General features: G+C 66.9%; 19 protein-coding genes and 1 pseudogene. 10 read left to right on the top strand and 10 right to left on the bottom strand.

What is annotated here, in order from left to right:
• Window positions 1-57 precede the first annotated feature (57 nt).
• The gene (locus M1L58_RS16625) at window positions 58-1,848 is read right to left on the bottom strand and encodes a thiamine pyrophosphate-requiring protein (RefSeq protein WP_248659730.1); all 1,791 of its coding nucleotides are present in this window, start codon (window positions 1,846-1,848) and stop codon (window positions 58-60) included.
• Window positions 1,849-2,059: 211 nt separating this feature from the next.
• Here M1L58_RS16625 and M1L58_RS16620 point away from each other — a divergent pair, with 211 nt between their 5' ends.
• The gene (locus tag M1L58_RS16620; RefSeq protein ID WP_154881699.1) at window positions 2,060-2,716 is read left to right on the top strand and encodes a hypothetical protein; all 657 of its coding nucleotides are present in this window, start codon (window positions 2,060-2,062) and stop codon (window positions 2,714-2,716) included.
• A gap of 63 nt (window positions 2,717-2,779) precedes the next feature.
• On the opposite strand, the gene M1L58_RS16615 is transcribed toward M1L58_RS16620, so the two are convergent.
• Window positions 2,780-3,574: a hydroxymethylpyrimidine/phosphomethylpyrimidine kinase gene (locus tag M1L58_RS16615; protein WP_248659729.1), complete on the bottom strand. Its 795-nt coding sequence runs from the start codon at window positions 3,572-3,574 to the stop codon at window positions 2,780-2,782.
• Window positions 3,575-3,740: 166 nt separating this feature from the next.
• Between M1L58_RS16615 and M1L58_RS16610 the strand changes: the two genes are divergently transcribed.
• The 7 genes and pseudogenes from M1L58_RS16610 (at window position 3,741) to M1L58_RS16580 (ending at window position 10,766) form a co-directional block, all read left to right on the top strand.
• A complete protein-coding gene (locus M1L58_RS16610) occupies window positions 3,741-4,889 on the top strand; it encodes a zinc-dependent alcohol dehydrogenase (protein ID WP_248659762.1) in 1,149 nt (382 codons plus the stop codon).
• A 12-nt stretch (window positions 4,890-4,901) separates the two neighbouring features.
• Entirely contained in the window at window positions 4,902-5,477 is a 576-nt protein-coding gene (locus tag M1L58_RS16605; protein ID WP_248659728.1) for a hypothetical protein, read from the top strand.
• Window positions 5,478-5,540: 63 nt separating this feature from the next.
• Window positions 5,541-6,836 (top strand): annotated as a pseudogene (locus tag M1L58_RS16600) (lipase family protein).
• Window positions 6,837-6,903: 67 nt separating this feature from the next.
• Window positions 6,904-7,557 carry a UdgX family uracil-DNA binding protein gene (locus M1L58_RS16595; RefSeq protein WP_006864879.1) on the top strand — a complete coding sequence of 218 codons (654 nt, stop codon included), beginning with the start codon at window positions 6,904-6,906 and terminating at the stop codon, window positions 7,555-7,557.
• A 172-nt stretch (window positions 7,558-7,729) separates the two neighbouring features.
• Window positions 7,730-8,167 (top strand): nuclear transport factor 2 family protein, encoded by a 438-nt coding sequence (locus M1L58_RS16590; protein ID WP_154881696.1) that lies wholly within the window; start codon window positions 7,730-7,732, stop codon window positions 8,165-8,167.
• Between the two features lie 123 nt (window positions 8,168-8,290).
• A complete protein-coding gene (locus M1L58_RS16585) occupies window positions 8,291-9,613 on the top strand; it encodes an NAD(P)H-binding protein (RefSeq protein ID WP_248659727.1) in 1,323 nt (440 codons plus the stop codon).
• A gap of 136 nt (window positions 9,614-9,749) precedes the next feature.
• A complete protein-coding gene (locus M1L58_RS16580) occupies window positions 9,750-10,766 on the top strand; it encodes a YihY/virulence factor BrkB family protein (protein WP_248659726.1) in 1,017 nt (338 codons plus the stop codon).
• Window positions 10,767-10,771: 5 nt separating this feature from the next.
• On the opposite strand, the gene M1L58_RS16575 is transcribed toward M1L58_RS16580, so the two are convergent.
• The 4 genes from M1L58_RS16575 to M1L58_RS16560 all read right to left on the bottom strand — a co-directional run bounded on the left by M1L58_RS16575 (window position 10,772) and on the right by M1L58_RS16560 (window position 13,665).
• The gene (locus M1L58_RS16575; RefSeq protein WP_248659761.1) at window positions 10,772-12,286 is read right to left on the bottom strand and encodes an acetyl-CoA hydrolase/transferase family protein; all 1,515 of its coding nucleotides are present in this window, start codon (window positions 12,284-12,286) and stop codon (window positions 10,772-10,774) included.
• A 141-nt stretch (window positions 12,287-12,427) separates the two neighbouring features.
• Entirely contained in the window at window positions 12,428-12,748 is a 321-nt protein-coding gene (locus M1L58_RS16570; protein ID WP_006864874.1) for a DMT family transporter, read from the bottom strand.
• A gap of 2 nt (window positions 12,749-12,750) precedes the next feature.
• Window positions 12,751-13,101 (bottom strand): DMT family transporter, encoded by a 351-nt coding sequence (locus M1L58_RS16565; protein ID WP_154881693.1) that lies wholly within the window; start codon window positions 13,099-13,101, stop codon window positions 12,751-12,753.
• A gap of 99 nt (window positions 13,102-13,200) precedes the next feature.
• Complete coding sequence (locus M1L58_RS16560) at window positions 13,201-13,665, bottom strand: DoxX family protein (RefSeq protein WP_006864872.1); 465 nt, start codon at window positions 13,663-13,665, stop codon at window positions 13,201-13,203.
• A 115-nt stretch (window positions 13,666-13,780) separates the two neighbouring features.
• Between M1L58_RS16560 and M1L58_RS16555 the strand changes: the two genes are divergently transcribed.
• Window positions 13,781-14,251, top strand: coding sequence for a MarR family winged helix-turn-helix transcriptional regulator (locus M1L58_RS16555; protein WP_006864871.1), 471 nt, complete (start codon window positions 13,781-13,783; stop codon window positions 14,249-14,251).
• Window positions 14,252-14,254: 3 nt separating this feature from the next.
• Here M1L58_RS16555 and M1L58_RS16550 read toward each other — a convergent pair whose 3' ends face one another.
• Complete coding sequence (locus M1L58_RS16550) at window positions 14,255-15,106, bottom strand: helix-turn-helix transcriptional regulator (protein WP_248659725.1); 852 nt, start codon at window positions 15,104-15,106, stop codon at window positions 14,255-14,257.
• A gap of 101 nt (window positions 15,107-15,207) precedes the next feature.
• Here M1L58_RS16550 and M1L58_RS16545 point away from each other — a divergent pair, with 101 nt between their 5' ends.
• On the top strand, window positions 15,208-15,966 hold the full coding sequence (locus tag M1L58_RS16545; RefSeq protein WP_248659724.1) for an SDR family oxidoreductase: 759 nt from the start codon (window positions 15,208-15,210) through the stop codon (window positions 15,964-15,966).
• A gap of 11 nt (window positions 15,967-15,977) precedes the next feature.
• Here the strand turns inward: M1L58_RS16545 and M1L58_RS23515 are convergent, their stop codons facing one another.
• From M1L58_RS23515 to M1L58_RS16530, 3 genes are all read right to left on the bottom strand, one after another.
• Window positions 15,978-17,909, bottom strand: coding sequence for a hypothetical protein (locus M1L58_RS23515; protein ID WP_248659723.1), 1,932 nt, complete (start codon window positions 17,907-17,909; stop codon window positions 15,978-15,980).
• Window positions 17,899-19,443, bottom strand: a complete 1,545-nt coding sequence (locus tag M1L58_RS16535; RefSeq protein ID WP_248659722.1) for a serine/threonine-protein kinase — start codon at window positions 19,441-19,443, stop codon at window positions 17,899-17,901. The genes M1L58_RS23515 and M1L58_RS16535 overlap by 11 nt, the downstream gene beginning before the upstream one ends.
• A 165-nt stretch (window positions 19,444-19,608) precedes the next feature.
• On the bottom strand, window positions 19,609-20,622 hold the full coding sequence (locus tag M1L58_RS16530; RefSeq protein WP_248659721.1) for a nitronate monooxygenase: 1,014 nt from the start codon (window positions 20,620-20,622) through the stop codon (window positions 19,609-19,611).
• Window positions 20,623-20,627: the final 5 nt, after the last annotated feature.

Raw genomic sequence — 20,627 nt, 5'->3', positions numbered from 1 at the left:
TGCGCCACGGTGTCGCCGAGCAGACGCCGAAGCGCGGTCAACCGTGAACCGGTCCCGCTAGCGGTGTCGGCCCGGTAGGAACTGTTCGAGGCTGTGCTTGGCGACGTTCTTCGCCACGTCCCAGGCGTCCTCGTCGCCCTTCACCAGCGCCTCACTCAGGGCTTTGGCCTGTTCGCGGGTCGAGTGCGGCGGGATGGGCGGCACGGTGGGATCGCACCGGACATCGAGCAACGCGGGACGACCGGCGGCCAGCGCCTCATCCCACGCCTCGCCGAGTCGGTCAGGGTCGTCGACGTTGATCCCGGTGAGACCGATCCCTCGGGCGAATGCGGCGTAGTCGACATCCGGAAGTGTCTGAGACGGTGGGAACTTCGGCGATCCGGACATCGCTCGCTGTTCCCAGGTCACCTGGTTGAGGTCGTTGTTGTGCAAGACGGCCACGACGAAGGTCGGGTTGTCCCACTGCTCCCAGTAGCGGGCGACGGTCACCATCTCGGCGAGCCCGTTCATCTGCATCGCGCCGTCACCCTCGAAGGCGATCGTGGGCCGGCCGGGATGCGCCCATTTGGCGCCGATGGCGTACGGAACCGCCGGACCCATCGTGGCAAGGGTCCCCGACAGCGATCCACGCATGCCGTCGCGGAAGACGATGTGCCGCGCGTACCAGTCGGCGGCGCTGCCCGAATCGGCGGTGACGATCGAGTCGCTCGGTGCACGCAGCGAGAACTCGTGGAAGATCCGCATCGGGTTCACCGGGTCGGCAGCGGTCATCGCCTGATGCTCGGCGGTCGACCACCATCGCGACACGTCGGCCTCGACCTTCTCGCGCCAGGAGCGATCGGGCTTCCTGTCCAGCATCGGGATCAGCGCGCGCAACGTGGCCCGGGCGTCACCGACGACGTTGAGTTCATTCGGGTACCGCATGCCGATCAGCTTCGCCGAGCTGTCGATCTGCACGCCCCTGGCCTGTCCGAACGGCGGAAGGAACTGCGAGTACGGAAAGTTCGACCCAACGGTGAGGAGCGTGTCGCAGTCGGTCATCATGCGGTGACTGGCCGTGGTGCCGATCAGACCGACCGATCCGGTGACCCAGGGCAACGTGTCGGGTAGGACATCTCGTCCGAGAAGGGCTTTCGCGCAGCCGGCGCCGAGGATGTCGGCGACCTCGGTCAGTTCGGGCACACAGTCACGGGCGCCCTGGCCGATGAGCATGGCGACACGCTCGCCGGCGTTGAGGATGTCCGCGGCCCGCGCTAGTGCACCTTCGTCGGGCACCGGGGTCCCTGGTTCGACACCGAAGCTCGACGGCACCTGCTTGAAGGCCTGGGCCGGCGGTTCGTACTCGAGCTCGAGGACGTCAGACGGGAAGATGATGGCGGTCGGTGCCCGTTCGGCCTGGGCGACCCGGATGGCACGGTCGAGCAGATTCGGCAGCTGTTCGGGCACCGTGCACATCTGGACGAAGTCGCTGCACACGTCCTTGAAGAGCGCGTGCATGTCGATCTCCTGCTGGTAGGCCCCACCGATCGCGGAACGCTCGGTCTGTCCGACCAGGGCGACCACCGGAACATGGTCGAGCTTCGCGTCGTACAGCCCGTTCAGCAGATGAATCCCTCCCGGGCCACTCGTGGCCGCACACACGCCGACCTCGCCGGAGAACTTCGCGTACCCGACGGCCTGAAATGCGCTCATCTCCTCGTGGCGGGACTGCACGAACTGAGGGGCGTCGTCGGCGCGCACCCATGCCGACAACAATCCGTTGATCCCGTCCCCCGAGTATCCGAAGACCTGCCGAATCCCCCATTCGCGTAGGCGTTTCAGGACGACGTCGGCGACTGTCTCCGCCATGGTTCTCCTCAGTGTTCGACGATGCCGCCGCCGGCTCGGCGCCGAGGGCTTGCCGGTCGCATACCCGGGACGTCAGGTGCCGACACGTTCGGTCTGGCGATGACGCGCCGGTATCGAAGATCATCCACATCAGCGGATTTTGTTCGTTAGGGTCCGATGCGGGTGGGCAGTGGCCCTCCTGATCCTGAAGGTTGTGAACCGAGAGGAAGTCATGAAGCACAACAGCGTCACACGACGTCTGGTTGCAACGGCAGCGGCGGTGGCCATCGGAACGCTCGGCCTGGCGGGTTGCAGCAACGACGACGACAACGACAACACGTCCGCGGTGTCCTCGGCTGTGTCCGGTGCGGTCGAGTCCGGGATGTCGAAGGCCGAGTCGGCCATCTCCTCGGCGAAGTCGGAGGTCGCCGATGACGACAAGAAGGTCGAACTCACCGCCCCGGACGGCGCGAAGGTCACGCTCAGCGGATCGATCGCAGCCAAGTACGACTCGGCGACCGAAGCGCAGAAGGCCGATCTGGGCAAACCGCTGACCGGCCCCGAGGCGGCCGGTGAAGGGGAGAACGGCGTCGTGTTCCAGCAGTTCGAGGGTGGTGTCATCACCGCGAAGGACGACGACGCGGACACCCCCGCCTACATCACGTGGGGCAAGATCCGCGACGCCTGGAACGTGCCGCGCAACGAAGAGGGTGCGCCCTCCCCCGACGGCAAGGGCGGTTCACAGGGGCCGCTCGGCGTCGCCACCAGCGACGAGACCGAGAAGGACGGGGTCAAGGAGTCGACCTTCGAACACGGCAAGATCACCTGGACCGAGGCCACGGACAAGGTCGAGGTGACCGTCGACGGCAAGGTCGTCCCCACCGAGTGACTCTCGAACGACCGAACCGCGCCCATCCGCTCCGGCGGGTGGGCGCGGACCTGCGTCCGGGCTCTACTGCTGTCCGTGCCAGACGGCGTCGAACGGGGCCGTCGAGCTGATGCGCCCGACGATCCCGCGGTGGGTGAACTCCTTGGCCGCTCGGACCGCGTCGAGGACGTCGGTGCCCTTGGTCAGTTCGGCCGTGGTCGCGGCCGCGAACACGCAACCCGCGCCGGACACGCGCTCGTCACCCACCTTCGACGCACGCAGGATGGTGATGTCGCTGCCGTCGAAGACGACGTCGACGGCTTCGTCCCCGGCGAGCCCGACCCCGCCCTTGACGATGACGTACTTCGGCCCGAGGTCGGCGATCCGACGAGCCGCTTCGGCGAGATCGTCGACGCTGGTCAAATCGTCCATGCCGGCGAGCGTGGCGGCCTCGAACAGGTTGGGCGTGACCACGGTGGCCAGCGGGAGGATCTCCGCGCGCAGAGCATTGTCGGTGTCGAGGGCCGCACCGGGTTCCTGACCCTTGCAGATCAGGACGGGGTCGACGACCACGTGTCGCCAGGTCCGCGATGCCAGCGCCTCGGCGACCGTCGAGATGGTCGCGGGGGTTCCGAGCATGCCGATCTTGACGACCTCGGGCTCGTGCGCAACCGTGGCCGCCTCGATCTGGTCGGCGATGACGCCGGCGTCCACCGGTACGAAGCGATGGCCCCAGCCCGCCTTCGGATCAAAGGACACGATGCAGGTGATGGTTCCGACGCCGTAGGTGCCGAGCTGAGCGAAAGTACGCAGGTCGGCCTGGATTCCCGCGCCACCGGTCGCCTCGGACCCGGCGATCACATACGACACCACTGACATTGCTCGATCCTTTCGAGGTTCGTAGATGAACCGGGTCCTTTTGTACACCCCCAGCACTACTCCCGTCGCACCGGAGTCGGTCGTCGCGGCCTCCCGACCGCGACGTTTGCCTGAAAAGCAGCCGGGTACCCGCCACCACATGACAGCGTCGACGAGCACCGACACGATGAGGGCAATGGTCTATCGAGGCCCGTACAAGGTTCGTGTCGAACACAAACCCATGCCCCGCATCGAGCATCCCAACGACGCGATCGTCCGGGTCACCCACGCCGCGATCTGCGGCTCCGACCTGCACCTCTACCACGGGATGATGCCGGACACCCGGCCCGGCATGACGTTCGGTCACGAGTTCATCGGCGTGGTCGAGTCGGTCGGCGGGTCGGTGCAGAACCTGAAGGTCGGCGACCGTGTCATGGTGCCGTTCAACGTCTACTGCGGCACCTGCTACTTCTGTGCCCGGGGCCTGTATTCCAACTGTCACAACGTGAATCCGAACGCGACTGCGGTGGGCGGGATCTACGGCTACTCGCACACCTGTGGCGGATACGACGGCGGGCAGGCCGAGTTCGTGCGGGTGCCCTTCGCCGACGTCGGGCCCAGTGTCATCCCGGACTGGATGGATCCCGAAGACGCACTCCTGCTCACCGATGCACTGTCGACCGGTTACTTCGGGGCACAGCTCGCCGACATCCGTCAGGGTGAGACCGTCATCGTGTTCGGGGCAGGTCCGGTGGGGCTGTACGCGGCCCGCTCGGCGTGGTTCATGGGTGCCGGGCGCGTCATCGTCATCGATCACCTGCAATACCGTCTCGACAAGGCCGAGTCCTTCGCCTACGCCGAGACCTACAACTTCGCCGACTACGACGACATCATCGTCCACCTGAAGAACATCACCGACAACATCGGCGCCGACCGCGTGATCGACGCCGTCGGAGCCGAAGCGGACGGGAACTTCCTCCAGCACGTCACCGCCGCCAAGCTCAAGTTGCAGGGCGGATCGCCGGTCGCCCTGAACTGGGCCATCGACTCGGTCCGCAAAGGCGGCACGGTCTCGGTGATGGGTGCCTACGGCCCCATCTTCAGCGCGGTCAAGTTCGGCGACGCCATGAACAAGGGCCTGACGATCAACATGAACCAGTGCCCGGTCAAACGCCAATGGCCCCGGTTGTTCGAACACATCCGCAACGGCTATTTCAAACCGAATGACCTGGTCACGCATCGCATTCCGCTCGAGCACATCGCCGACGGGTATCACATCTTCTCGTCGAAGCTCGACGGCTGCATCAAGCCCATCATCGTCGCCGACGCCGGCTGAGGAGACAACAGCATGCCCGCCTATCCCGCTGACCGACCCAACGACCCGGACACCACCGAGCTCGTCGACCGCATACCCGGCTGGGGCGTCGACGCCGACCCGGCCAACCGCCCTGCCGTGCCGAAGGAACTCCCCGTCGGGCCGGCCGCCGGCGTGCACTGGGACGTCCCGGAAGATCAACCCAACCGTGAGTCCAGAGAACGATCCAACGAACATGCGTTTCTCACACCGGTTTTCGGGACCTCGACACCACCGAGCGGACTGTCCGGAGTGATCCGACGATCCGCCTACCGCTTCAGCGAGGGTCGTGCCGCGCACTGGCTGATTCTCATCGGGGCCGATCGCGTCGGCGCGGCCGAGGCCCACGTGCGTTCGATCGCCCAGGGACGGCCCGACAACCCCCTCACCGAAACGGGCATCGGGACCGAACTCAGTCACCACGGCTGGTCTTCGCGGGCCGGGCGCAAGCGGGTGGACAACAACCACGCCTGGCTCGATCCGATCCTCGTCGGCGGGCCGTGGGTCGCGGCCGCTGCCGCTGCCGGGTTGGTGTCGCGCGCCGCTCTCCGGCGAGCGCGGGGTCACTGACCCAGACCGTCGTCTTCGCCGAGAGGCGATTCTCCCGGATCTGCTGACAAACGGGCCGACGCCATGACTGATGGACACATGTCCAACGGGGGTCGGGGAAGAATGCAGTTCAGCGGTGATCGCGTGCGACGAGGCCGACGCCGCTGGGTTGCGGTCGTCGTGGCGTGTGCGGTGGCCACCACTGTCTCGCTGGTCGGTGTCGGGTCGTCGACGGCGGACCCCTACGCCGCCTTCTACAAACCGCCGTCGACCTTCGACCCGCGGCCCGGGTCGCTGATCAAGTCGGCGCCGTCCTATGCCGCGGTCATCCCGTTCACCGGCGCCAACATCGACGCCCGGACCACGACGGTCATGTATGCGAGCACCGGCGCGCGGAACCCTCCGACGGCCGTGACCGGCAGTGTTCTCGTCCCCCGCGCTCCGTGGACCGGACGTGGCGAGCGTCCGGTCGTGGTGGTCGGCTCGGGGACCACCGGTGCCGGTGACCAGTGCGCCCCGTCGCGTCTGCTGCGGTACGGGCAGGCCTACGAGGAGCTCGCGATCGGGGCGCTGCTCGCCAACAACTATGCGGTGGCGCTGACCGACTACGAGGGACTCGGTACGCCCGGCGACCATCCCTACTTGAACCGCAGGTCGCTCGGGACGTCGATGCTCGACATGGCACGTGTGGCGCGCAACCCGAAGTTCGGTATGAGTTCGAAAGCCCCGGTTGCGCTGTGGGGTTACTCCGAGGGCGGGTTCGTGGCCGGATCCGCGGCCGAACTGGCCGGCACATACGCCCCCGAACTCCCGATCTTCGCGGCCTTCACGGGTGCCCCGGCACCGGATCTCGCGGACCTGGCGCGACTGGGAGACGGGAGCCTCCTCTGAGGTGGCGTGGGCTGGGTCGTCAACGGTTTCATCGCCGCGTACCCGCAGCATCGCGAGAAGTTCCTCGCCGCGTTCAACCCGCTCGGTCGCAGTGTTCTGAGAGATGTCAACTCGTACTGTGTGTTCGACGTGCTGAGAATGCTGCCGTTCGTACCCACGACCTTCTACACCAGCGATGGCCGTCCGATCGCGGCGCATCTGCGCAAGGAGCCGTGGCTGACGGCGGTGAACGACCAGCGACTCGGCAGAGTCGCCCCGGGGATGCCGGTCTTGGTGAGCCAGAATCGTGGCGACGACGTGGTCGATCCACGGGGAACCGATCGCATGGTGCGGTCCTGGCGCGCCAAGGGCGCCGATGTCACGGTCGAGACGATGCACCTTCCGGTCATCCTGCCGGGTACATTCCTCGGCCACGGCGTCGGCCTAACCTCCGAGCTACAGGCGCTGAGGTGGTTGAACGGTAAGGCGGCAACCTCGCCGAAGAACTGACCAGGTGTGATGTCCTGTGCATCCGGGTAAGTCCGACCCAGGCCGAGCATCGCCGGGAAGGAGCGCCATGGCATTCCCTGGTGCAGAACAGTACCTGCCGAATTCGCGCGACCTCGACGATCTGATCGCGGCTGCGCGCACGTGCCGCGGCTGCGACCTCTACGAGGCGGCCGATCAGACGGTCTTCGGTGCCGGCTCGCCGGGCTCGACGATCATGTTCGTCGGCGAGCAACCCGGTGACCAGGAAGATCGAGCGGGTGAGCCATTCGTCGGACCGGCAGGACGCGTGTTCGATCGTGCGCTCGAGGCCGCCGACATCGACCGCGAACTCACCTACGTCACCAACGCGGTGAAGCACTTCAAGTTCACCCGGGCGGCCGGGCAGAAACGTCGGATCCACGACAAACCCTCGCGCACCGAGGTGGTCGCCTGCCGCCCGTGGTTGCTGGCCGAACTCGACGCCGTCGCACCCCGCATCGTGGTCTGTCTAGGAGCAACCGCGGCACAGGCGTTGCTGGGCAGCAAGTTTCGGCTCACCCAGCACCGCGGAGAGCTGTTCAATCTGGCCGACGACGGTGACGTCGGTCCCGAACGGGTCGAGGACGTGATCGCAACCGTTCACCCGTCGTCGATCCTGCGTGGGCCGTCGGACAAGCGGGACAAGGCGTTCGACGATTTCGTCGCCGATCTCCGCGTGGTGAGCAACCTCCTGGCCTCCTGACGCCGGCGATCGGTATCGCGGAGCCGCACGTGCTGCGGTCCTCGAGTGTCTATAGTTCAGCGTGGAGCAGGTCGACCTCACTCTGAAGTGTTACTGCGGCAACGTGAATCGGCGCGCTTCCCCACCCGTGGATCCACCGAGGCGTCGCGCAGCGCGACCAGAACGGAGAGTCGTGAACACCCAGGAGATCGCGGACCGCTTGGAGATAGCCGACACGCTCCACCGGTACGCCCGTGCAGTCGACACCAAGGACTGGGATCTCTGGCGGTCGGTGTTCACCGCAGACGCCACCGTCGACTACACCTCGGCTCCGGCCGGGCGAGCCGGGAATCGGGACGAGATCGCCGCGTGGCTCGAGGAGAACTTCGCGTTCGTCTCGGTCAGTCAGCACTTCATCACCAACATCGAGTACTCGTTCGACGACGACCGTGCACAGGTCCGGGCGATGTTCTACAACCCCATGCAGTTCGTGGGGATGACCGAACTCAGCACCTGCGGCGGCAACTATCACCATTCGATGGTCCGCACCGAAACGGGTTGGCGGAGCGAACGCCTGCACGAAGAGAGTCTCTGGTTCGTGAACTCGCCCCTCGAGCAGGGCAATACCTGAGACGGCGCGTTACCAACCCGTGGCCGCTGGGAACGATCCGGCACCGACTCCCCCCGACCAGGCCGCCGCCGACGTTTCCGCTCTTAGCCTGAGGGGTACCGCCCGAAGGTACAGAGGAGTCATGTGAACGAAGCGCGAACCTGCCTGGTCACCGGAGCCACCGGCTATGTGGGAGGCCGCCTGGCACCCCGGCTGCTCGAACGCGGACATCGCGTCCGTGCGCTGGCGCGGACACCGTCGAAGCTGTCCGACGCGCCATGGACGTCGGACTCGCGCGCCGAGGTCGCGAAAGGTGATCTCTCGGACCGGGATTCGCTGATCTCTGCCTTCCGTGGCGTCGACGTCGTCTACCACCTCGTGCACTCGATGAGCAACGACGCCGACTTCGCGGCCGAGGAACGACGCTCCGCGGAGAACGTGGTGGCGGCTGCCCAGGCGTGCGGCGTATCGCGGATCGTCTATCTCGGCGGCCTCCATCCTGAGGGCACCGAACTGTCCGAACACCTGGCATCGCGAGCCGAGGTCGGCGACATCCTCATCGACTCGTCGATCGAGACCGTCGCACTTCAGGCGGGAACGCTCATCGGGTCCGGATCTGCATCATTCGAACTCATCCGCCACCTCACCGAGCGCCTCCCAGCGATGACGACGCCGCGCTGGGTGAGCAACAAGATCCAGCCCATCGCCGTCGCCGACGCGCTGCACTACCTCGTCGAGGCCGCCACCGCGGAGGTCCCGGAGTCCCGGACCTGGGACATCGGTGGTCCGGACGTCCTCGAGTACGGCGACATGATGCAGGTCTACGCGCGAGTCGCCGGTCTGCGTCCCCGCACGATGGTCGTTCTCCCGTTCCTCACTCCATCGGTGGCAAGCCGGTGGGTCCGCCTGGTGACCCCCATCCGGGGCAAGATCGCGCGACCGCTGATCGAGTCGCTGGAGTGCGACGCCGTGTGCCGGAACCGTGACATCGACTCGATCATCCCCCGCCCGCCGGGCGGCCTGACGCCCTACAGCCGGGCGGTCGCCGAGACGCTGAGCCGTGCCGAACGCGGCTCGCGAGCCGCGACATGGGCGAACGCGACCGCGGACACCCCGGCGGCCGAACCCATCCCGACCGACCCGGACTGGGCCGGCGAGGAAGTGTTCGAGACCACGTCCACGACCGTCGAGGACGGCACGCCCGACGAAGTCTGGGAGTCCCTCGAGCGGCGAGGACGCGTGATCGCGGAGAAGCAGCCGGAGTTCCTCCGCGTCCAGGTGTGCGAGGACTCGCGTGGCAACGGGTTCGTCGAGTACGCGCTCCGCGACCTCGGTGGCGATCCTGCTCGCACCGAGGTCACCACCACGCACCGCTTCTTTCCCCGCGGGATCGTCGGGCTGGCGTACTGGCGGCTCGGCTGGCCGCTGCGCACCCTCGGTGTACCGGCCGCGAACCCGTTTCACTGAGGCACAGATCGAATTCAGCGCGGCACGGACCGGACCGGGCTACGGCTGATCGGCTGTCGGCCGGGATACAGTCAGCGCACCCGCCGCCCGGGCGGTGCCGGTGAGACCGGCTGGACGACGAGCAGAAGGTGAGCGGGTGTCGCTGTCGGAACGGATCGACGACTTCCAGCGACGACACCCGGCGACCGGTTTCCCGCTCGCGGTGATCTACAAGTTTGTCGACGACCAAGGCGCCTATCTGGCAGCCCTGTGTACCTACTACGCGTTCATCTCGCTGTTCCCGCTACTGCTGCTGTTCTCGACGATCCTGGGCATCGTGCTCGCCGACAATCCGGCGCTGCAGGAGCGCATCCTCGACTCGGCGATGAGTCAGATCCCGGTGATCGGGAGCCAACTCGGTGAGCCGGAAAAGCTCAGCGGGGGTGTCCCGGCACTCATCATCAGTGTGCTCGTCTCGCTGTACGGCGGCCTGGGCGTCGCTGTCGCGGCTCAGAATGCGATGAACACCATCTGGGCCGTGCCCCGTAACGAACGACCGGACCCGATCTTCGTGCGACTGCGGGGGTTGGTGCTCTTGTCCACGGTCGGCCTCGCCGTCATCGGACTGACCGTCGTCAACGGCATCGCCGCGAGCTTCGAGCTAGGTGTCGCCGGGCGGTGGTTCGCGATCCTCGGCTCCGTGGTGCTGAGCACGTGCGTGTTCATCGTGGCGTTCCGGTTCGGCACCGCACGTGACCTGTCCGTGCGCGACGTACTCCCCGGTGCGCTCGCGGCGGGGATCTGCTGGCAGGTCATCCAGACCTTCGGCGCGGTGTACGTCGAGCGCGTCATCGCCAATGCGAGCTCGACGAACGGTGTCTTCGCGATCGTCCTCGGCCTGCTCGCATTCCTCTACGTGACCACGATCGTGCTGGTCGTCTGCCTCGAAGCGAACGCCGTGCGCGTGGACCACCTGTATCCGCGGTCCCTGCTGACGCCGTTCACCGACAACGTCATCCTCACCAAGGGTGACGAAGCCGCGTATGCGGCGCAGGTGCGGGCGCAGCGGAACAAGGGGTTCCAGGAGATCGACGTGACCTTCGACAACCCTCGTGACGACCGGACGAACGGCGAGAGCACCTCGGACGGTCCGGGCGACGACGAACCGCGCTAGACGGCTCAGCGCATCGAGCCGGTGTCCATGAACCGCTGATGGAAGCTGAACGCCTCACCGAGGATGTGCGGGGTCTGGCCGGCCGAGGGCATCGCGTCGGCGCGGGTGAAATAGTCGTTCAGCATCGGCCGGAACTCCGGGTGCGCACACTTCTCGATGATCTCGCGGGCGCGGCGCCGGGGTGAGATGCCACGCAGGTCCGCGAGTCCCTGCTCGGTGACGATCACCTGGCAGTCGTGTTCGGTGTGGTCGACGTGGGGCGTCATCGGGACGATCGACGAGATGGCACCGCCCTTCGCGGTGGACGGGCTCATGAACAACGACACGTAGCCGTTGCGTGCGAAGTCGCCCGAACCGCCGATGCCGTTCATGATCTTGGTGCCCATCACGTGCGTGGAGTTCACGTTGCCGTAGATGTCGGCCTCGAGCATGCCGTTCATCGCGATCACACCAAGACGCCGGACGACCTCGGGATGGTTGCTGATCTCCTGCGGACGCAGGGTGATGTGGTTCCGGTAGAAGTCGACGTTGGCCGTCAACTCCTCGATGCCGGACTCGCTGAGCGCCAGAGCGGTCGACGACGCGTGTGCCACGGTCCCGTCCTTGATCAGCCGCAACATGCTGTCCTGGATGACCTCCGAGTAGCACGTCAGCCCCTTGTAGGGGCCGCGGTCCAGACCGCCGAGAACGGCGTTGGCGACGTTGCCGATGCCCGCCTGCAGCGGCAGCAGAGTGTCGGCGGGCAGCCGGCCGTTGCGAACCTCGTAATCGAAGAACTCGAGGACGTGACCGGCGATGGCCTCGCTGATCGCGTCGGGCGGCGTCACCGGGCTGGCGCTGTCGCGGCAGTTGGTCTCCACCACCGCCACGACCTTCGCCGGGTCGATCCGGAACGTCGGCTGCCCGATCCGGTCCTGGACACGGGTCAGCGGGATCGGCTTGCGGTCCGGCGGCAACGCGGTGCCGTAGTAGATGTCGTGCATGCCCTCGACGGCCTCAGGGATCCACGAGTTGACCTCGAGGATCACCTTCTTGGCGACGTCGAGCCAGGTCTTGTTGTTGCCGATGGACGCGGCCGGAATCAGCTCCCCCGATTCGGTGATCCCGGAAACCTCGACGACGGCGACGTCGACCTGGCCGTAGTAGCCCACCCAGACCTGCTGCGCCACGTGGGACAGGTGGATGTCGACGTAGTCCATCCGGCCGTCGTTGATGCGCTTACGGGCGGTGCTCTCCGACTGGTACGGCATTCGCAGCGCGATGCCGTCGACCTCGGTGAGGAGGCGCTCGGTCTCGGTGGAGACCGAAGCGCCCGTCAGCAGGTTGATCGTGAAATTCGAGCCGGTCGCCCGGGCGCCTCTGATCTTCTCGGCAAGCGCCGGGATCATGACCTTTGGTGTTCCGGCACTGGCAAAACCGCTGATCGCCACGGTGTCGTCGGGCTGGATGTACTTCACGGCGTCGTCGGCGGACATCACCTTCGATGCGAACGCGGTGTTGCGAATACGTCCCGATGGCACGGAACTACCTACTGTGGGGGTCACGCTCCTCAGGATAAGCACAGGAGCAAATGAGCAAAATCACGGATTACCGAGACATGTCGATTCAGACATGGTACAGAGCGCCGGGTGAGCTGGTCGATCGACCGACTCCGGGGAGTCTCAATGCACCGCTCCCAGCTCCACCAGCAGCACCCCCACGACGATCACGCCGATGCCGGCCAGCATCCTCGGGGTGAGCCGCTCCCGGAACAGGAAATGAGCCGCGACGGCCGTCGCTGCGACGCCGGTCGCCGCCCAGATCCCGTAGGCGACGCCGAGGGGAACACCCTGCCGGAGCGCCACCGTCAGCGCGGCGAATGCGGCGAGATAGCCGGTCACGACGATCCCGTAGAACCGCGGCCGCCCGTTGGTGGCCACGCGGAGTGCCAGGGTGGCGCCGACCTCCGCGACGATTGCGAGGATGACGAAGACGTACCCCACGTTCAGGCCTCGTCGATCAATGTCGCGACAGGTGCGTGGGACGAGGACCCCGACTCGACAAGCACCACGCCGATCATGATGCACACGATCCCCACCGCCATGACGGGACTGAACGCCTCGTCGAAGATCAGCGACGCAAGTACAGCTGTCAGGGCGACGCCGGTCGCCGACCACACGCCGTAGGCGACGCCGATCCCCATCCCCCGCTTGAGAACTGCGGCCAGCAGCAGGAATGCCGTCGCATAACCGACGACCACGACGACGTAGAGGGCTGGAAGCGATTCAGAACCCTTGAGGGACAACGTGGCGGCGACCTCGGACGCTATCGCGCCGAGAAGGAGGATCCAGGGCAATGGGGGTCCTTCGGTGAGATGGGCACTGCGCGTGAATCTACTCCGGTACAGAACGGACCCGCAGCATTGCTGCGGGTCCGAAACCGGTTGCGTGTCCGGTCAGTTGGCGGCACCGACGGGAGTTGCCGGACGGTTTCCGTCCACGGCGAGCCAGGGCAGCCTGGTGCCGAGGATCGCATCCACGCTGAACCGGCCTGCGCCCACGACGGCGAGGAGGAGTGCGCCGGCGCCGAGGGTCAGCACGAACTCGTAGCCGCCGTCCGACGCCCATAGGCCGTTGTCGATGTGGGTGATGAACAGCGCGCCCAGCATGTCGATGACGAAGAGGATCGCGACGATCGGGGTGAGCGCGCCGACGATCAGTGCGATGCCGCCGAGAATCTCGAGCCAGGTGACCAGGAACGCGGAGACGGCAGGCAGCGGAACGTCCATCATCTCGAATCCGGCCTTCGGTCCGGTCCAGCCGTTCTGTTGGAACTTCTGCAGGCCGTGGGCCAGGAACACGACGCCGATGGCGATGCGTGCGAGGAGGATTCCCACGCTGCGGACGATGGGATTGGACATGGAAACCGCCTTGAACTCGAGAGGGTTGACTTGACGTGTCAATTGACGAACCTAGGTGGGTTGAGTTGAAGAGTCAAGTGACGCTTCAAGTCAATCGATCCGATAGACTGCCCGGGTGTCCGAAGAGCAGGAGCCCGAGTGGCTCGACGACGAGGAGATGGACGCCTGGATCCAGGTGGCCACGGCGCTGGCCCGGCTCCCCCACGCTCTCGACGCCCAACTGCTCCGCGACGCTCAGCTCACCCACTTCGAATACGAGGTCCTCGCAGCGCTTTCCGAGGCGCCCGATCGCACCCTGCGGATGAGTGTGCTCGCCGAGATGTCCTACGGTTCCCTCTCGCGGCTCTCCCATGTGGTGAGCCGGCTGGAGAAGCGGAAATGGGTTCGCCGCTACCAATGTCCGGAGGACGGACGCTTCACCAATGCCGTGCTGACCGAGGCGGGATGGGAGAAGGTGGTGGCCACTGCGCCGGGTTATGTCGCCAACGTGCGTCGGCTCGTCGTCGACCGTCTGACCCGCACCCAACTACGACAGGTGTCGGCGATCGGGCGGCGGATCAACAACGTCGAGCCCGACTCTCGCTGAGCGTCATTCGCGACTCGGGTTCATCTGCTGCGTGCCCAGGACGTTGAGCAGCTCGATCTTGGCAGCGGCGTCGGTTCGCGGAGCCGCGGTGAGAACGAGCAGGACCTGGGTCTCGTCCTCGGTGAACAGTGCCTGACAGTCGACCTCGATGGGTCCCAGCTCGGGATGGACGAGAGTCTTGTGGTCCTCGAACCGTCGGCTGACCAGATGGGTGTCCCACAGGGAGGCGAACTCCTCACTCCGACGGCATAATTCGCGCACCATCTCGCCGGCACGGGATCGTGCGCCCATGACACCGTAGGCGGCTCGCAGTGACGCGACCTGGGCGCGGCTCTGGCGATCATGGTCGTCTTCCGGGTAGCGGCGTCGCTCCTCGTCGGGGCGGGTGAACCACCGATAGATGGCGCTGCGCTCGAAGCCGGTCAGATGGCTGACGTCGCCGAACAGCGCTCGCGCGGAATCGTTCTGGACCAGCGTCTCCCCCAGTGCGGACAGGATGAGCGCGGGGGTGCCGGTGAGTCGGTCCAGAACCCGCAGGAGACCGGGTGCGATGTAGTCCGAGCCGACGACGCGATCGGGAGCACTGTGCCCGGCGACGCGGTACAGGTAGTCGCGTTCATCCGGCGTCAGCCGCAGTGCACGGGCCAATGCCGCCAGCATCTGCGTACTCGGTTGCGGTCCGCGCTTCTGTTCGAGTCGGGTGTAGTAGTCGGTGGACATCGTCGCGAGCTGTGCGACCTCTTCACGTCGCAGGCCGGCGGTCCGGCGGCGCGCACCGGTCACCAGGCCGACATCCGACGGCTGGAGGCTGTTGCGCCGGCTGACGAGGAAGCCGGCGAGCGCATCACGATCCACTTGTGCAGTATCGCTCGCACGCCGACGCCTCAGCCAGGGGTCGCCGATCCCCCGATGGCGGCTCTCTGGATGTCCCGCGGACCCGGGCGAACACTGAGTGCATGCACATCACCGGAAACACCATCTTCATCCCAGGCGCCACCAGCGGGATCGGCCTCGCACTGGCGCTCCGTTGTCAGCAGAAGGGCAACACCGTCATCGTCGGTGGTCGGCGTACCGAACTCCTCGAACAGATCCGCACCGAACATCCCGACATCCACACCGTCGCCATCGACACCACCGACCCCGACAGCATCGACGCCGCAGCCGCATCGGTGATCGCCGACCATCCCGATCTGAACGTACTCGTCACGATGGCCGGCATCATGCGCACCGAGGACTGGACCTCGCCTGCCGGATTCCTCGCGACCGCCGAGGCGACCGTCACCACCAACCTCCTCGGACCGATCCGCTTGATCGGGGCATTCATCGAGCACCTGCAGACACGTCCGCACGCAACGATCATGACCGTGTCGTCGGGTCTGGCCTTCACCCCGCTCCGGGTGACGCCGACCTACAACGCCACCAAGGCGGCCATCCACATGCTCAGCGAGTCTCTCCGTCTGCAACTCGACGGAACGTCGGTCGAGGTTGTCGAACTCGTACCGCCGGCGGTCCGCACCGACCTGATGCCGGGACAGCGGGACAGCGAATTCGCCATGCCCCTCGACGATTTCGTGACCGAGGTGGTCGAGCTGATCGATTTGCAGCCGGACGCCACCGAGATCCAGGTGGAACGGGTCAAGTTTCTCCGTCACGCCGAGTCCCGTGGGGACTACGCCGAGGTCGTCGCAACGTTGAACCAGCTCGACCGGCACTGACCTCGCCGCCGTCACTCGCCGCGCGGCGTCGAGGACAACCTGTCCAGGAACGGGACCACCGCGGGATCGACCTCCCCACGGCCGGTGGTGCCGAGTCTCCGGACAAGTTGTCGGACTGCGTATCCCGCGTCGAGCACGGGCTGCACCAGACCCAGCCGAGCGCACCGGTCGAGAATCGGGAGCAGCAGTTCCTCCGCCTCGGCGTTCGCCCCGTTCGCGGCGACGCATTCGGTCAGCAACAGCTGGGCGTTGAGCGCCGCTCGCGGTCGGGCTTGCTCGTCGATCGATGCGGTGAGGGCGCGTGCGCGACGGCACGCCTCGTGGTGGGCGTCATCGTCGCCGACGGCCAGTAGCGCCCGGATGGCCGCTTCCTCGGTCTTCTCGGCGGTGACCTGGACGATGCCGTCGGATAGGTCGTGTGGCATCGCGGCGGGGAACGACTCCACGGTCAGGGCCGACGCGCCGATTCCCGAGCGGAGACGTTCGGCGGTGATGTGCGCCGCCATTCGCGGCAGGTGCAGTGCCTGCGCCAGCCGCTCCCCGGTGTCCAGGCGTTCAGCGGCCTGATCATTCTGCCCGAGAGCATGTTTCGCACGTGCTCCGACGACATGGGTGGCGAGCATGATCTCCACGATGCCGCCTTCCGCGCCCAGGTTGTAGGTGTCGTCGAGGAGCCGCACAGCCTCGGCGATCTGACCCTTTTCGTACAGTAACTCCCCCAGCAACGCGCCACTGAGGCGCGACCCGTAGGACCGGTCCTCGTCAGACGCGCGGGCGAGGCTCATCGCGTGGCGGAACGCTGCCTCGGCCGCATCGAAATCGAGCTGTTCCCGCGATGCCACGCCGTTGAGGATGTACCCGTAGATGACGCTGAACGGCCCGTTCGTCCGCCGATGGTGCGGCCGCGCCCAGCGCTGCCAGTCCCGAGCCTCGTCGTAGGCGAAACGCTGCACCTCACGGAACGACGCGATCGCGGCGACACCGGACAGGACCCACGGGCGGAGATTGTCGGCACGAACGACACACGCCTCGACCGCCTCGTCGAGGCCGTCGAGCTGGTCGTCGAGAACGGTCATCGCGGCACGGATGAGGGCCGTCTCCGCACGGATGTCGGCGACATCGCTGTCGGACTCGGACCCGGCCGGGAGTGCGGCGTCGATGTAGGCCAGCGCCGTGTTCGCCGGCGCCCGGTGGTGCAGCAGCGCGTGCGCCCAGGCGATCACCAGTTGCAGATCGGGCCGCGTCCGGCGCGTCGTGAGCGGGAGTTTCGTGGCAAGGCCGAGCACGGTGATCATCTTGGACTGCTCGAGCATGTCGTAGCCCTCGCGTTCGACCAGGTCGATCGCGTCGGAGTCGTCGCCTGCGGCGAGGTGGTGATCGACGGCCGCGCTGAACATGCGCCGGTCGGCGAACCACGTGGCGGCACGCCGATGGAGCTCGTCGCAGCGGTCGGGTTCCTGCTTCTCGAGTCGGCGACGCAGGAAGTCGGCGAACAGATGGTGAAAGCGGAACCACTGTCCTTCGGGGTCGAGCCGGGTGAGGAACAGGTCGCGTTCCTCGATCTCCTCGAGCACGCTCTGCGCGCGTCGTCGACCGGTCAACGCGGTCGCGAGGGACGCGCAGATCCGTTCCGCCACCGACGTCGCCAGCAGGAAGTCGAGCAGATCGGGGTCGAGACTGTCGAGGACGTTCTCGGCCAGATAGTCGCCGAGTTCCCGGTGGTTCGCCGAGAACTGTCGGATCGCCGACCGCGGATCGGAATGCTCGCGCAGCGCCAACGACGCCAGCTGCAGGGCGGCCACCCACCCGTCGGTGGTCTCCTCGAGTTCGGCGACATCGGTGTCGTCGATCGACAACCCGGTGCCGCCGATGAGCAGCTCACGCGACTCGTCCATGTCGAAACGCAAAGCGGTGGCGTCGATTTCGATCAGTTCATTCTTCACGCGGAGGCGGCTGAGTGGCAGATTCAGGCGGGTACGGCTGGTGACGACCAGTTGCAGGTGATGGCAACCGTTGTCGATGAGGAACAAGTGCGATCGCCCGGCTCTCCGGGTTGGTGATCCGATGCCAGTCGTCGAGCACGACGCGGATGTGCTCGTCGGTCGTGTGGGCGCGATTGATCAACGTGGTCAACACGTACCGCTCGGCCCCCTCGCCGTACTCCTCCAACGTCCGGGTGAGCTCGGTACCGAGGCCCGGCAACGTCACGCTGATGGCATCGACGAGGTGGGACAGGAACCAGGCGGGGGTGTTGTCGTCCTCGTCGATCGCCAACCAGGCGGTCTTACCCCCGGAGGCCTCGGCCGCCTGGACGTACTGGATGGCCAGAACCGTTTTGCCGTAACCGGCGGGTCCGTGGATCAGGATCAGACGGGCTCGGTTGTCGGTGGCGAGTCGCTCGAGCAACCGCGTGCGCGGAACCGTGGCGTGGGCCAGGACCGGCGGCCGGTATCTGGTGGCGACGACGGGTGGGCGCCCGGACTCCGACCCACTGCCCGGGCTGCCGAGGTGGAGGTACCCCGACGTGTCCATCGACGAGTCCGTGTCGATGCGCGTGGGGCCGTCGAGGTCGGTGAGAAGCGGAACGGGCACGTCGGCGACAGGGAGGCCGAGTTCGAGGCCGGCCGGCCGCAGTGCCTCGCCGAACTCGAGTGCGGTCGCATAGCGATCCGCCGGCGTCCGCGACACCGACCGCGCGATCACCGTCCACACCGGCTCCGGAACACCCTGCGCCCGCAGGTCCGGGAGTTCGTCGGTGGTGATCCGCAGGAGCTGGGCGACGAGGTCCTCGTTCTTGCGGCGTCCGAACGCCGGTCGCCCGGCGAGCGCGGCGTACAGAGTGGCGCCGAGCCCGTACACGTCCGAGGCCACCGACGGCGAGTCGCCGCGCAGGACCTCCGGTGCGGTGTAGGCGGGGGTTCCGAGGACCAGACCACGGCTGGTGTCGTCCCGATCCGCGAGGCGGGCGATGCCGAAGTCCGTCAGCTGTGGTTGCCCGTACTCGGTCAGCAGGATGTTCGACGGTTTCAGATCGCGGTGCAGGACGCTGGCACGATGTGAGGTCTCCAACGCCCCGGCCATCTTGATGCCCAGGTCGATGACGTCGGCGACATCGCAGCGACCCTGCCGCCGGAGACGGGTGTCGAGTGATCCTCGGACGTGAAAAGGCATGACGATGAACGGGAATCCCGACCGCGTCACGCCGGCCTCGAGGATGTGGACGATGTTCGGGTGCCCGGCCAGGCGCCCCATCGCCTGCTGTTCGCGGAGGAACCGCACCCGGTCGGTCTCATCGCCACCGGTCCGCAGCACCTTGACCGCCACTTCCCGGTCGAGCGAAGGCTGGTGGCACTGGTAGACGACGCCGAAGCCGCCGCGTCCCGTGACCCGGGCGTCGGTGAAACCGGCTGCGCTCAGATCCTCCGCGATCTCCCGAGAAGGGGGATCGGCGGGCTTCGTGCCTGTACGACGGGCCATCGAGCGTCCTAGAGATCGGATCGTGGCGTCGTCGATCGCGGCCGGTCGGATGGACTCGCGGTGTCCGGTTCCGCCGACTGCTGCATCTCCTGCACGGTCATGGCGTCCCCTCGGGTCGTGCCCCCGAGTCTAGGCGCCGAGACGCGGCGAAGGCCGCGACATCAATCAGCCGAGACGACGGATCGTATCCGTCGCGGACTCGACGACCGCCTCGCGGAAACCGGTCCCGGCCCACAGGTTGATGCCGTCTGGATCGGTGGCGGCGGCGCGTCGGATGCCTCCCGTGAGCTTGTTGACCGCCGGATACTCGGCGACCGCGGCCTCGGAGAACTCGTCGGTGAAGCGGTTGCGCAGCGCCCGCGCGGGACGTCCGCTGAACGCGCGGGTCACCACCGTCTCGGTGCGCGCCGGATCGGCCAGGGCATCGGCGTGAGCGGGTTTCGTGCCGGCCTCCCGGGTACGCAGCAGAAGGGTGCCCACCTGAACGGCGGCCGCCCCGGATGACCGCAGCCGGTCGGCTCGATCGCGGGTCGCGACTCCCCCGGCCGCCACCAGCGGAAGTGCGACGCGAGTACGCACCGCCTCCAGGAGGTCGTCGAGTGGCTGGGTGGGCGGTTCGGTCCGGCGGTCGAACACCGAGCGATGTCCGCCTGCGTCGGGTCCCTGCACGCAGAGCCAGTCGGCCCCGGCCTCCGCGGCGATGACCGCATCGTCTGTGGTGGTGACCGTGACCCCGACGGTGCAACCGTGTCGTCGTAGTTCGGCGACCGCATCCGCCGGTGGGCAGCCGAAGGCGAAGGAGACGACCGGGATTCGCTCTTCGCACATCAACGCGATCTTGGCGTCGAAGTGGTCGTCGTCATCCCCGAGATCCTCGACGGCGGGTAACTCCACGCCGAGCGACATGGCGTAGTCGAGCAACCGCTCGCGGTAACGGGCCACGGCGTCCCGATCCACCGGCTCGGCTTCGGGAACGAAGATGTTGACGCCGAAGGTGTCGACGCCGCCGGCGCGTACGGCCGCGATGTCGGCCGCGACGCGTTCAGGCGACAGGTACCCGGCGGCCAACTGGCCGAGTCCGCCGGCACCGCCGACGGCGACCACCAGCTCGGGCGTCGTCGGGCCGCCGGCCATCGGTGCCCCGACGACCGGTACGGCGAGGTCTCGAAGGTCAACCATGCGCC

It is taken from the genome of Gordonia sp. C13, from assembly GCF_023218005.1.
In the GTDB taxonomy this organism is placed as follows: Bacteria; Actinomycetota; Actinomycetes; order Mycobacteriales; family Mycobacteriaceae; genus Gordonia; species Gordonia namibiensis.
Note: the sequence above shows the minus strand (reverse complement) of the source record. Positions and strands in the feature narration are given on the sequence as shown.